This is a genomic window from Nonomuraea turcica (assembly GCF_030718205.1).
In the GTDB taxonomy this organism is placed as follows: Bacteria; Actinomycetota; Actinomycetes; order Streptosporangiales; family Streptosporangiaceae; genus Nonomuraea.
Genome location: NZ_JAUZQF010000007.1, coordinates 445461 through 458345 on the forward strand (window position 1 = coordinate 445461; position 12885 = coordinate 458345).

General features: G+C 71.1%; 12 protein-coding genes. 3 read left to right on the forward strand and 9 right to left on the reverse strand.

All coding sequences use genetic code 11. The features are described from left to right. Positions 1–200: 200 nt before the first annotated feature. Entirely contained in the window at positions 201–785 is a 585-nt protein-coding gene (locus Q9G87_RS21110) for a MarR family winged helix-turn-helix transcriptional regulator (protein WP_305918130.1), read from the forward strand. Positions 786–788: 3 nt separating this feature from the next. Here Q9G87_RS21110 and Q9G87_RS21115 read toward each other — a convergent pair whose 3' ends face one another. From Q9G87_RS21115 to Q9G87_RS21155, 9 genes are all read right to left on the reverse strand, one after another. Then, a complete protein-coding gene (locus Q9G87_RS21115; RefSeq protein WP_305918131.1) occupies positions 789–1502 on the reverse strand; it encodes a gamma-glutamyl-gamma-aminobutyrate hydrolase family protein in 714 nt (237 codons plus the stop codon). Beyond that, positions 1499–2992, reverse strand: a complete 1494-nt coding sequence (locus Q9G87_RS21120; protein ID WP_305918132.1) for an aldehyde dehydrogenase — start codon at positions 2990–2992, stop codon at positions 1499–1501. Before Q9G87_RS21120 ends, Q9G87_RS21115 begins: the two co-directional genes overlap by 4 nt. Continuing rightward, a complete protein-coding gene (locus tag Q9G87_RS21125; RefSeq protein WP_305918133.1) occupies positions 2989–4437 on the reverse strand; it encodes an APC family permease in 1449 nt (482 codons plus the stop codon). Before Q9G87_RS21125 ends, Q9G87_RS21120 begins: the two co-directional genes overlap by 4 nt. Before the next feature lie 99 nt (positions 4438–4536). Continuing rightward, positions 4537–5382 carry a fumarylacetoacetate hydrolase family protein gene (locus Q9G87_RS21130; protein ID WP_305918134.1) on the reverse strand — a complete coding sequence of 282 codons (846 nt, stop codon included), beginning with the start codon at positions 5380–5382 and terminating at the stop codon, positions 4537–4539. Next, positions 5375–6286: a 3,4-dihydroxyphenylacetate 2,3-dioxygenase gene (locus tag Q9G87_RS21135; RefSeq protein WP_305918135.1), complete on the reverse strand. Its 912-nt coding sequence runs from the start codon at positions 6284–6286 to the stop codon at positions 5375–5377. Before Q9G87_RS21135 ends, Q9G87_RS21130 begins: the two co-directional genes overlap by 8 nt. After that, positions 6279–7751, reverse strand: a complete 1473-nt coding sequence (locus tag Q9G87_RS21140; protein ID WP_305918136.1) for an aldehyde dehydrogenase — start codon at positions 7749–7751, stop codon at positions 6279–6281. The genes Q9G87_RS21135 and Q9G87_RS21140 overlap by 8 nt, the downstream gene beginning before the upstream one ends. Then, the gene (locus tag Q9G87_RS21145) at positions 7751–8536 is read right to left on the reverse strand and encodes an acetoacetate decarboxylase family protein (RefSeq protein ID WP_305918137.1); all 786 of its coding nucleotides are present in this window, start codon (positions 8534–8536) and stop codon (positions 7751–7753) included. Before Q9G87_RS21145 ends, Q9G87_RS21140 begins: the two co-directional genes overlap by 1 nt. 9 nt (positions 8537–8545) lie before the next feature. Next, positions 8546–9754 carry an NAD(P)/FAD-dependent oxidoreductase gene (locus Q9G87_RS21150; protein WP_305918138.1) on the reverse strand — a complete coding sequence of 403 codons (1209 nt, stop codon included), beginning with the start codon at positions 9752–9754 and terminating at the stop codon, positions 8546–8548. 1 nt (position 9755) lies between these two features. Next, entirely contained in the window at positions 9756–9950 is a 195-nt protein-coding gene (locus Q9G87_RS21155; RefSeq protein ID WP_327582865.1) for a ferredoxin, read from the reverse strand. Between the two features lie 185 nt (positions 9951–10135). On the opposite strand from Q9G87_RS21155, the gene Q9G87_RS21160 reads away from it, so the two are divergent. Together Q9G87_RS21160 and Q9G87_RS21165 are read left to right on the forward strand one after the other, a co-directional pair. Continuing rightward, positions 10136–11488, forward strand: a complete 1353-nt coding sequence (locus Q9G87_RS21160; RefSeq protein ID WP_305918139.1) for a glutamine synthetase family protein — start codon at positions 10136–10138, stop codon at positions 11486–11488. A gap of 7 nt (positions 11489–11495) precedes the next feature. After that, the gene (locus tag Q9G87_RS21165) at positions 11496–12758 is read left to right on the forward strand and encodes a cytochrome P450 (protein ID WP_305918140.1); all 1263 of its coding nucleotides are present in this window, start codon (positions 11496–11498) and stop codon (positions 12756–12758) included. Positions 12759–12885: the final 127 nt, after the last annotated feature.

Sequence of the window (12885 nt, forward strand, 5' to 3'; positions counted from 1 at the left end):
CATAGAATGTTCGGGTCCAAACGATAAGTCAAGACTTGCGTATCACCGATCGGCGGCATATCGTACGGACCCAAACGATGCCTCAATGCCCGGCATGAGGCCCTTCAGCCTGCCGTTCGCGATTTAGGCTCTCGACGGGGATCCCGCACGTATACTTTGGATCCGAACGACTTTCGTTTTCATGGCGTAGGGAGGGCCGCGTGCCCGGGCAACGGTCCATCACCGAGGCGGAGAAGCTGGTCGAGGCGAAGCTCGGCGGCACGCCGATCAGCCACGAGCGCATGGCGGTGGTGGCCAACATCTACCGCGCCGCCGCGGCCGTCCGCCAGCATCTGGAGAACGCGGTCCTGAGGAGCAGCGACCTGACCTGGACCGCGTTCGTGGTGCTCTGGGTGATCTGGATCTGGGGCGAGTCGGAGAGCCGTCACGTGGCCGAGGAGGCCGGTATCTCCAAGGGCACGCTGACCGGGGTCATCCGCACGCTGGAGTCGCGGGGCCTGGTCAAGCGCGCCGAGCATCCCTCCGACGGCAGACTCCTGCTGCTCAGCCTCACCGACGCGGGCGAGGAGCTCATGCGGCGCGTCTTCCCCGACTTCAACGCCGAGGAGAGCTTCGTCACCGCCCGGCTCGACGACGACGCCTGCCGGGCCTTGGCCAGCGGGCTGCGCCAGGTCGTGCTGCAGGTGGAGGAGCAGGGTGAGGAGCGCAGGATCGCGCTGCTCGACGGCGCCGAGCCGGCCCCCCGGCGCAGCGGACGCCGCCGCCAGCAGGCTGAGAAGGGATGACGGTCAGGATCGGGCCGCACCGACGAAGGCGTCGAAGATCGACTGCTGGGCGCTCTCCTCGTGCGCGTTGTCCTCGGGATGCCACTGCACGGCGACGAACCAGGAGGCCAGGCCAGGGGCTTCGAGCGCTTCGATCGTCCCGTCCGCCGCCTCGGCCGTGACGACCAGCCCTTCGCCGACCCGCGATACGCGCTGGTGGTGGTAGCAGGACGCGTTCACCTTCTGCGCTCCGGTCGTCCGCTCCAGGAGCGATCCCGTCAGCACCGCGACGGGGTGCAGCACGTGGCGGTGCTCCAGGTCCGTACCGCCCATGTCCTGCTCCAGGGTCCCGCCCAGCACCGTGTTGACCACATGGAGGCCACGGCAGACGGCCAGGACCGGCACACCGGCGGCCAGGGCCTGGCGGGCCACCTCCAGGTCGAAGCCATCCTGCTCGTCGTCCACGTCGTAGACGCTCTCGTGCGCGGCAAGGTCGCCGTACCGGTGCGGGGCGAGGTCGCCGCCGCCGGGAAGCAGGACGGCGTCGAAGCGGGCCAGGCGGCCGGCGACCTCCACCGGATCGCTGACGCCTCCGGGGGCGTGCGGGTGCAGTGAGACGGGTTCGCCTCCTGCGCGCCATACGGCCTCGACCAGCGCGCGGGCGTTCACCTCCGCGCGGTGGCGCAGCGCCGAGGCCGATGCGGAGAAGCGGGCGGGAATGGCGATCAGCGGTCTCACAGCTGGATCCAGGTGGTCTTGAGCTCGGTGTACTTCTCCAAGGCGTGGGCTGATTTGTCCCGGCCGTTGCCCGACTGCTTCATGCCGCCGAACGGCACGGTCAGGTCGCCCTCCTCGTAGCAGTTCACCCAGACCGTTCCGGCGCGCAGGGCGCGGGACACCTTGTGGGCGGTGGACAGGTCGGCGGTCCACAAACCGGCCGCCAAGCCGTAGTCGGTGGCGTTGGCGAGCTCGACCGCCTCGTCCACATCGTCAAAGGTCAGCACGGACAGGACAGGCCCGAAGATCTCCTCGCGGGCCAGTCGCATGCCGGGGGTGACCCGGTCGAACACGGTGGGCTCCAGGTAGCTGCCGCCCGTGCCGGTCAAGGTGCGTGATCCGCCGGTCAGCAGCCGGGCGCCCGCCGCGACTCCGGACTGTACGTGGTCGAGCACCCGTTCCACGTGGGCCTCGCGGACGAGGGGGCCCATCTCGGTCCCGGGGTCGAGCGGGTCGCCGATGCGCAGGTCGCGGGCCCGGGCGACGATGGCCTCGGTCACGCGGCCGGCGATGGAGGAGTGGACGAGCAGGCGGGAGGGCGCGGTGCACATTTCGCCCTGGTTGAAGAAGATCCCCCAGGCGGCGGTGGCCGCGGCCCGGTCGAGGTCGGGGGCGTCGGGCAGGATGATGTTCGGCGATTTCCCGCCGAGCTCCAGCCAGACGCGCTTGAGGTTGGAGTCGGCGGAGTAGCGCAGGAAGTGGCGGCCGACGGCGGTGGAGCCGGTGAAGGCGAGGACGTCCACGTCCGGGTGCAGCCCGAGAGCCCGTCCGGCGGCCGGGCCGTCGCCGGTGACGACGTTGAGCACGCCGGGCGGAAGGCCGGCCTCGGTGGCCAGCCGCGCCAGCGCGAGCGCTGACAGCGGCGAGTGCTCCGAGGGTTTGAGCACGACCGTGCAGCCGGCCGCCAGGGCGGGGGCGACCTTCCACGACGCGATGGTGAGCGGGAAGTTCCACGGCACGACCGCGCCCACCACACCGGCGGGCTCACGGGTGACCAGTGCCAGGGCGTCGGGCGCGGTATGCGGGGATTCGTCGGTGAGCTTGCCGGCGAGCTGGCCGTACCAGCGGAAGGTGGAGATGGCGGCACGCAGCTCGATCTCGTACGCGTCCTTGACGGGTTTGCCCATCTCCAGGCTGATGGTCAGCGCCAGGTCCGCGCGGTGCTCCTCGATCAGGTCGGCGAACCGGAGCAGCGCGCGGCCGCGGTCGGCCGGCGCCAGGCGCGGCCACGGGCCGTGGTCGAAGGCGTGGCGCGCGGCGGCGACGGCGAGGTCCACCTCGGCCTGCCCGGCGTCGGCGACCTCGCCCAGGATCCGCCCGTCCCGGGGGGACACGACCTTGAAGGTCGCGCCCCCGCCGGGCTCGCCGGCGCCGTCGATGTGGTGGTGGGAGGGCAGGGTCAGTCGCTCGGCGCGAGCGGCCCAGTCCTCGCGCCCGACATCGGGGATCAATGAGCTTCCTTTCGTACGCGTCTGGCGGCGAGCAACCCGAGGAGGAAGACGACCGGTACGGCGCAGGCCAGCCACACCGCCGTGGTCGCCGAGCCGCCGATGAGGGTGGGGAAGTTGGCGAGGATGAGCCAGATGGCGGCCGCGATGCCGAGCGCTCCGAGGACCGGTGCGACCAGCGTGTTCCACGGCCGCGGGTCCAGCCGTTCCCGCCGGAAGAACGCCACCACCGAGACGGAGGTGAGCAGGTACATCACCATCATGGCCAGCACCGCCACGCCGCTGAACCAGGAGAAGAGGGTGAGCACCGGATCCTGCCCGGTGGCGGCGAACGGCAGGACCAGGAGCACCGCGATCGTGGTCTGCACCCAGCCCGCCACGGACGGCGAGTGGCGCCGGTTGAGAGAGCCGAGCCTGCGCGGGAGCACCGCTTCGCGGCCGAGCGAGTACAGGTAGCGGTTGGCGGAGTTGTGGAAGGCGAGCAGGCCCGCGAACAGCGACGTGGCCAGGAGAACCGGCAACACCTCGCCGGCCCAGCCGCCGAATGCCGCCACCACGGGGGCGAAGACGAAACCGGCCGAGTCGCCGGACTCCAGGGCCTTGCCCGCCGCCTCGACCGCCTTCGAGGGGCCGTACGAACTGATCAGCATCCAGGAGGTGAGCACGAAGAAGGCGCTGACCACGGCCACCGCCAGATAGGTGGCCCTCGGGACGGTGCGCTTGGCGTCGCGCGCCTCCTCGCCGTAGATGGCGGTGGCCTCGAAGCCGAACAGCGACGCCACGGCGAACATCAGCGCCACGCCCGGCGCGCCCGCGAGGACGGCGGCCGGCGAGAACGTCTCGACGACGCCGAGCCCTTCGGCACCGCCTCCCTTGACCAGGCTGACCAGGGCGAAGGCGAGCAGGATGCTGAACTCCGCGAGCACCAGCACCGCCAGCACCCTGGCGCCGATCTCGATGCCGGCCTGCCCGAGCGCCTGCACCACGGCGATCGTGACCAGGGACCAGACCCACCAGGGGGCGTTCAGGCCGGTGTACTGGGCGACGAGGCCGGAGACGATGGCGCCGTACAGGCCGTACATGGCGGCCTGGATGGTGCAGTAGGCGAACAGCGCGACCGCGGCGCTGGCGGTGCCCGCCGTCCGGCCGAGTCCCTTGCCGATGTAGACGTAGAAGGCCCCGGCGCCGACGACGTGCCGGCCCATGGCCACGAAGCCGACCGAGAACAGCAGGATGATCAGTCCCGCTCCGAGGTATGCGGCGGGAGCGGCGGGGCCGTTGCCCAGTGCCACGGCGATGGGCAACGCACCGGCGATGCCGGTCAGCGGGGCCTGCGCGGAGAGGACGAAGAACAAGATGCCGAGCACGCCGAGCGCGTTGGGCTTGAGCCTGCCCGCTGCGGGTGGGTCCTGGGCCACGCTGCTCGCGGCCGTCGTTGAAGAGTCCACTGAAGTCACCTGCCGGTGCAGAGAGAAAAGGGGGGTTTCGTTTGTACTCAAACGAGTTGCGCCTCATCATGAAGCGTGAGTCGTCGTCTGGCAAGAGGGTCAGCGTCGCGGTGGGCGGATGCCGCGGAACTCCCAGTCGCCGCCGAGGGCAGTGGAGAGGACCTCCTCCGATTCGGTGGGCTGCGCGCCGACGTCGGTGCGGATCGGAGCCGGGCCGGTGACGACGCGGTTGGCGAGCCGTCCCAGGCCCTCCACCTCGACCTCCACCAGGTCGCCCGGCTGGACGGGACGGGAGTTGGCGGGCGTGCCGGACAGCAGGACGTCGCCGGGGTAGAGGGTGATGGTGCGGGCGATGTCGGCAACCAGGTAGTGCATGTCCCACGTCATCTCGTCGGTGGAGCCGTCCTGGGCGAGCTCGCCGTTGACGTACGTGCGCAGGTGCTTGCCGTGGAAGTCCCAGTCGGTGACCAGGCCCGGACCGAGCGGGCAGAGGGTGTCGGAGCCCTTGACCCGCAGCATGGAGCCGGCGTCGGTGTCACGGAAGTCGTGCAGGCCGAAGTCGTTGGCGACGGTGTAACCGGCGATGTACTCCTCCGCGTCGGCGGGAGCGATGTTGCGGCAGGTCCGGCCGATGACGATGGCCACCTCGCCCTCGTAGTTGAGCCACTTGCAGCCCTCGGGGCGCACGACCTCGCCCCGGTGGGCGTTGAGCGATGAGGTCGGCTTGTGGAAGTACGTCGGCGTGGCCGAGAGCTTGATCTGGAACTCCTCGACCCGGCTGCGGTGGTTGAGGTGCACCGCGATGATCTTCGAGGGGACGACCGGCGGCAGATGGACCGCGTCGTCGATCTTCACACGGCGGCCGTCGCCGGCCATGAGCTCGTCCCCCTCGCGAACCGTCTCGACGACGGCGCCGTTGATCAGGATCCGGCGGTACTCAGGCATGGGTGTGCTCCTGTCGGGGGACGGTCCAGCCGCCGGCGGGGCGGTCGAACCAGAGGTGGACCTGGCCGGTGCCGACGGAGTTCTCGTACTCCCCGTACTGGCGGGCGGGCGCGGTGCAGGCCGTCTCCCCGAGTGCGCCGGACATCATGAGGTAGTGGGAGAAGCGGGCCTCCGGCTTGAACCGCCAGAACTCCGGCATCGTCTCCAGGACCCGGTCGTGGCGGCCCTGCTTGAACCAGGCGATGCGCTGCTCATCGGCCGCACGCGCCTCGGGGGTGAAGATGTGGCGCGGGTCGCTGGCCTCGTGGTCGCGTAGCTCGCGCAGCGGCCAGAACGTGTGCGACAGCGCGCCGGAGGCGATGATCAGCACCTTGCGGCCGGGGGTGGCCGCGATGCCGTCGGCCAGGGCGCGGCCCAGGCGCAGGTGGTCCTCCATGTCGCCGGTCTGGCACACCCCGATCGTGACCCACCGCTTGTCCGGCAGGCCCTCGCCGAGGAACTTCCACAGGTTGATGGTGGCGTAGTAGATCGGCAGGTACGTGTCGTCGATCGGGGTGATCCAGGTGCCGTGCTTGTCGGCGAAGGAGGCCACGTTGTGAGCCAGCTCGGGGTCGCCCGGGAAGTCGTACAGCATCCGGCACATGCCGCGCGGCAGCTCCTCGGAGGTGAACAGCCCCGCGCGGCGGTCGTGCGCGGTGACCACGAACTCCACGGTGGTGGCCCAGTGCGAGTCCAGCACCACGACGGTGTCGTAGTCGAGGGTCTCGAAGACCTCCTGGCGCAGCTCGCGCAGGCCGGTGACGAGGGTGATCTCCTTGCCCTCGTTCAGCTCCCTGCGTTCCTCCTCCGGCAGCACGATGGTGGGGACGTGCGCCAGCAGGCCCGCCCCGACGATCTCACCCATGGCCGTTCCATCCCTTCGGCGCGGTGACGGTGTTCTTCAGGTCGCAGTAGAAGTCGAAGCTCCAGGTGCCGCCCTCGCGGCCGACGCCGGATGCGCGGGAGCCGCCGAAGGGCGCCTGCAGGTCGCGAACGAAGAAGCAGTTCACCCAGACCGTCCCGGCGACGAGCCGGGCGGTGACCCGCTCGGCGCGGGCGCGGTCGCCCGTGGCGACGGTGGCGGCCAGGCCGAAGCGGGTGTCGTTGGCCAGCCGGACCGCTTCCTCCTCGGTGTCGAAGGTCTGCAGGGTCAGCACCGGGCCGAACACCTCCTCCTGGACGATCTCGCTGTCCTGGGCCACATCGGTGAGCAGCGTCGGCCGGTAGTACAGGCCGCCGAGGCCGGTGTTCGGGCCGCCGCCGATGACGGCTCGCGCTCCTGCGGCCAGCGCCCGCCGCACGAACCCGTCGATCTTGTCGAGCTGACGGGCGTGGATGTTGGGCCCGATGTCGGTGGCCTCGTCCCGCGGGTCGCCCTGGCGCAGTTCCGCCGCCTTGGCGGTGAAGCGGCGGGTGAACTCCTCGGCGATCGAGGACTCGACGAGCAGCCGGGTCGCGGCCAGGCACACCTGCCCGGCGTTGTCGTACTGCTCGACCGCCAGCTCCACGGCAAGGTCGAGGTCGGCGTCGGCGAAGACCAGCAGCGGCGACTTCCCGCCCAGCTCGAAGCTGGTGGGGACGAGGTTGGCGGCGGCGGCTCGGGCGATGTGCTTGGCGGTGGGCACCGAGCCGGTGAAGCTGATGCGGCGGACGCCCGGATGGGCCACCAGGGCGGCGCCCGCCTCCGCGCCGTATCCCTGGACGACGTTGAGGACCCCCGCCGGCAGCCCGGCCTCGGAGGCGATGTCGGCCAGCAGCGAGGCGGTGAGCGGCGACCACTCGGCGGGCTTGAGCACCACGGTGTTCCCGGCGGCCAGCGCGGGGGCCACCTTCCAGGTGGACAGCATCAGCGGCGCGTTCCACGGCGTGATCAGGACGCACGGGCCCGCCGGGTCCCAGGAGACGTGGTTGGCGTGGCCGCGGGTGTCGAAGTCCTCGTGCCCGAGGCGTTCCAGCCAGTCGGCGAAGAAGCGGAAGTTGTGCGCGACCCGCGGCATCACGCCGCGCCGGTGCGAGCGCAGCAGCGCGCCGTTGTCGGTCGTCTCGACGATCGCCAGCTCCTCGAGGCGTTTGTCGACGCCGTCGGCGATCGCGCGCAGGAGGCGGGCGCGCTCGGCGGGCGGCGTGGCCGCCCAGGCGGGGAAGGCGGCCTGGGCCGCGGCGACGGCCGCTTCGGCCTCGGCCTCCCCGCCGCGGGCGATCTCGGCGAGGACGTGGCCGTCGATGGGTGACTCGTCGGTGAAGGTCGTGGCGGAGGCGACGCGGGCGCCGCCGATCCAGTGCCGGGTGTCGACGGCGATCCCGGCGACGGTCGCGGTGTGCGCGGTCATCAGCGTTCCTTTCCTTCGAGTACCGTGCCGCCGTCCCACACGACGCCGACCTGGCGGTAGTAGGCGCCGATCGGCTCGTGGATCTCCAACTGGGCGAGTTCCTCGGTAGGCGCCTCGAACAGCTCCAGGTCGGCCTCTCCCCGCCAGGGCGTCCCGCCTTCGAAGGAGGCCGCGCCGGACTCGATGAGCTCGTCGAGCGCGAGCCCGCCGCCCTTCTCGACGGAGGGCAGCCGGCGGTGGTGCGCCATCGGATGGCCGTTGACGAACCCGTTGCTCTCCGCCGGCTCGCGCAGCGTCACCACGACCTGCGCGAGCCTCCGGTCGGCGGCGGCGAGCGTCGCGCCGAAACGGGCGCCCGGTTCGATGCGCGGCGCGGGCCCGTACGGGTGGGGACGGGTCAGGTGGATGGAGCCGAGCTTCTTGGGGTAGCCCTGATGGAGGCCGCGGGCGATCGCGAAGTCCTTGTCCACCCAGATGTAGACACAGCGGGAGTACGTACGCCCCCGATAGGAGCAGCGCACGACCGCGAACGCCTCCTTGTACTGGGCGCGTACCGGATCGAGCAGCTCCTCCCCCGAGGCGGAGCAGGATTGCCAGTCGGCCCAGATGAGCGCGACCGCGCCGGGGTCCTCGGGGGCGAGCTCCAGCGGCTCGGGCAGCAGCTCCCGGACCCGGGCCGGGTCCGTGCGGTACTCGACGGTGAGCAGGTCGCCGGAGTAGCGCCACGGCGGTGCGGGGATCAAGGAGGACCGGCCAGTGGCCGTGTGCGGATACCAGAAGGTCATGCGTTTCCTCTAGGCGGTGAGAGCGGGCGGCTTGAGCAGGCCGGAGCGGTGACGGGCGGCCGCGGCGGTGGCGGCGGGGCCGCCCAGGGCGACGACGCCGACCAGCCGTCCGGCCGAGTGGTAGCCGGCGACGACGTCACCGCCGGGCTCGCCCTCGAGGACGCGGACGTCGTCCAGGCCGAGCGCCGGGGCGCCGAAGCACTGCAGGCGGAAGTCGTGCTGGTCGCTCCAGAAGGTGGGCAGCGGCGCGAACGGCTCAGGGTCGGGCTCGGCACCGGCGAGATGCGCGGCCAGGGTTCTCGCGGCGCGCTTGGCGGTGTCGGCGGGCATCGACCAATGCTCGATGCGGCGCGGCACACCGTCGTAGCGGGCGTTGGGGAAGCGGGCGACGTCGCCGACGGCCACCACGTGCGGCAGACCGCCCACGCGCAGCAGCTCGTCGGTGCGCACGCCGTCGGCGAGGTCGAGGCCGTTGCCCGCCAGCCACTCGGTGTTGGGAATAGAGCCCACCGCCTCGATCACCACGTCCGCGGCCGGCCGCCGCCCGTCCCCCAGCACCACACCGGTCACCCGGTCCTCGCCCTCGAAACCGGTGACGGCCGTACCGAGCGCGAAGCGCACACCCCGTTGCTCGTGGCGGCGTAGCAGGTCGCGGGCCAGCAGCTCGCCGAGAGGACGGAGCATCGGCAGCGGCTCCGGATCGGCCACGATCACCTCGGCGGCGCCGAGCGCGACGGCGGTGGCGGCCACCTCGCAGCCGATGAACCCGGCGCCGACCACGGCGACCCGCGCGCCCGGGCGGACCAGCTCGGTCCGCAGGGCGCGGGCGTCGGCCACGGTGCGAACGGTGTGGCGGCCTCGGAGCGGGCCCGGGCAGCCCAGCCGCCGCGGGCGCACGCCGGTGGCGACGACCAGGCCGTCGAAGGCCAGCTCGGCGCCATGGGCCAGGCCCAGAACACGACGGCCCAGGTCCGCGGAGGTCACGGCGGCACCGAGCACCCACTCCACGTCGGCGACGCTCGCCCGGGGCCGGAAGGCCAGCGACTCGAAGGAACCCTTGCCGGCGAGCACCTCCTTCGACAGGGGCGGCCGGTTATAGGGCATCACCGGCTCGTCACCGACCACGGTGATCGCCCCGGTCCAGCCGGCCGCGCGCAGCTGCTCGGCGGCGCGCAGGCCACCCAGCGAGGCGCCGACCACGACGACACGACCTGTCACGTCAGTCCTCGATCGTGATGGCCTGCAGCGGGCACACGTCCGCGGCGTCCTCGACGTCGGCGCGCAGCGACTCGTCCGGCTCGGCGACGTACGCCAGATGCCCGGCGTCGTCGAGCTGGAAGACGTCGGGAGCGGCGAACACGCACTGCCCGTGATCCTGACACTTGTTCATGTCGACGACGACCTTCAAGGCCATACCCCCTAATTCGTTTGGGTCCAAACAACATAAGGAGATGGAGACGACCAGGTCAAGAGCCGGGACCACGCAAAATAGGAGGGTCACCCTCTTGCGAGGCTGCCTACCAGCACATATCGTTTGGCTTCAAACGAACCTGCGGTCACGCCGTAGTGCCTCCCCCCTCCCCGCCCGAGGAGACGCCGATGAGCGCTCACGACATCGCACGCATCCACGAGCACCTGGACCGCCTGGCCGGTCAGGACGTGGACGTGGTCCGCGTGGTCTACCCCGACCTCATCGGCACCGACCGGGCGCGGGATGTCCTGGTCGACCACCTGGCCGGCGCCTGCGAGCACGGGCTGGCCTTCTGCCGCGCCGTCTACCACACCAGCCCCCAGGGAGACGTGGTGCCGGTCGCGGGCGGTCTGGACGCCGGGCTGCCCGACATCGTGGTGCGACCGGACCTCGGCACGCTCAACCCGCTGCCGTGGGAACCCGGCGTCGCCTGGTGTCTCGGCGAGGTCGTCGATCCCGCCACCGGGGACGCCGTGCCCGAGTCGCCGCGCGACCTGCTGAGGGCCGTCCTCGACCGCTGCTCCGAGCAGGGGCTGAGCCCGGTGGTGGGCCCTGAGCTGGAGTACTTCCTGTGCGAGCCCGCCCCCGGCACGCCCAGCGGATGGCGGCGCTACGCCGAGGCCCCCGGCAACGTCTACGTCGCCGGGCGCCGCGGCGACCCCGACGGCCACCTCCTGCGCACGCTGCGCCACCTGCGCGATCTCGGCGTGGGCGCGAGCATGGGCAACCACGAGTTCAGCAGCGGCCAGTTCGAGATCAACCTCGTGCATTCCGCCGCCCTGGACGCCGCCGACCGCACGTTCCTGTTCAAGGCGGCGATCAAAGAGCTGGCCCGCGCCGAGGGTCGCCTGGCCACCTTCATGGCCAAGCCGTTCAACGACGAAGGCGGCTCCGGCTTCCACCTCCACCTGTCCTGCACCTCAGGTGACACGAACGCCTTCGACGACCCATCGGCGCCGTACGGGCTGTCGGACAGCGCCCGGCACGCCATCGCCGGCGTCCTGGCCCACGCCCCGGCGCTCGCGGCGCTGGCCAACCCCACCATCAACTCCTACAAGCGGTTCGGACCCGACACGCTCGCGCCCTGGCTGATCGACTGGGGCCTCGACAACCGCAGCGCCATGGTGCGCGTCCCGCCCGAGCGCGGCTCCGGCGCCCGCTTCGAGCTGCGCCTCGGCGACGCGAGCGCGAACCCGTACCTGCTGATCGCCGGCGCGATCGCCGCCGCGCTGCTGGGGGTACGCGCCGGTCTGGAGCCGCCGCCCCCGCTGGAGGGGTACGGCTACGACACCGCCCGGGCCGCGGTGCTGCCGATGACGCTCGCCGACGCGCTGGACGCCTTCGAAGCCGACGGTGAGCTGACCGACCTGCTCGGCAAGGACTTCGCCGCCTCCTACCTCGCCTACAAGCGCAACGAGATCGAACGCTTCCATCGGCACGTCACCGACTGGGAGTTCACCGAGTACGCCTACCACCTGTGAGAGCACAGTGATCCCCGAGCCCCTCCCCCTCGACGAGGTCGACCTCGCCGACCCCGGCAACTTCACCGACGGCGTCACGCCGTGGCGGATGTTCCGCACCCTGCACCAGGAGGACCCCGTCCACTGGCAGCCGGAGCCCGCGCCCAACGCCGGCTTCTGGGCCGTCACCCGCCACGAGGACATCACCCGCGTCGACCGCGACGCCGAGACGTTCACCTCCACCAAGTTCGTCAACCTGGAAGAGGTCGACGACGACCAGATCAAGCGCCGTGCCTCCATCCTCGAGCTGGACGGGGTGCGCCACCGCGCCCTGCGCAGCCTGCTCCAGCGCCAGTTCGGCGCCGCGGTCATCAGCCAGTACGCCGACTTCCTGCGCGGCCTGACCGCCACCACCCTCGACGCCGCCCTCGCCAAGGGCGCCTTCGACTTCGTCACCGACGTCTCCGCCGACTTCCCCATCAACGTGCTGGCCCGCCTGCTCGACGTCCCCGACGGCGACACCAAGAAGCTCATCGACTGGGGCAACCGCATCATCGGCAACACCGACCCCGACTACGCCGACGTGCTCCTGGACAGCGAGGAGAGCGAGCAATACCGCCACCTGCCCTTCCGCTCCCCCGCCTCACTGGAGGTCTTCGAGTACGGCCGCGAACTGGCCAGGCAGCGCCGCGGCGGCGATGGCACCGACCTGGTCTCCCGCCTGGTCAACCAGACCCCGCGCGACGGCATCCCCCTGTCGGAACAGGACTTCGACAACTACTTCCTGCTGCTCGTCGTCGCCGGCAACGAGACCACCCGGCACGCCATCTCCCACACCATGCTGGCCCTGATCCAGCACCCGGACCAGCTCGACCTGCTGCGCCGGGACCCCTCGCTCATCCCGGACGCCGTCGAGGAGTTCCTGCGCTGGGCCTCCCCCGTCTACCACTTCCGCCGCACCGCGACCCGGGACGTCGACCTGGGCGGCAAGCAGATCAAGGAGGGCGACAAGGTCGTCATGTGGTACGCCGCGGGCAACCGCGACGAGGCCGTCTTCTCCGACCCGTACGCCTTCGACGTCACCCGCACCAAGAACGACCACGTCACCTTCGGCAAGGGCAGCCCTCACCTGTGCCTGGGCAACCTCCTGGCGCGCACCGAGATCCGCATCATGTTCGAGGAGCTCATCCCCCGCCTCGCCGACATCCGCCTCACCGGCGAGGTGCCCCGTGTGCGCTCCAACTTCGTCAACGGCATCAAGAAGCTCCCCGTGGAGATCACCCTCGCCTAGCTTGTTCTTTATCCTCCGGATTGTTGTGCTGAGCGGGGTTTGATCGTTTCGGGGACAGCAAGACGGCCTTGAGTGATCATGTGCGGTGTCGAGTCGCTAGTGATCGCTACAAGGCCGTGAGGGTGAG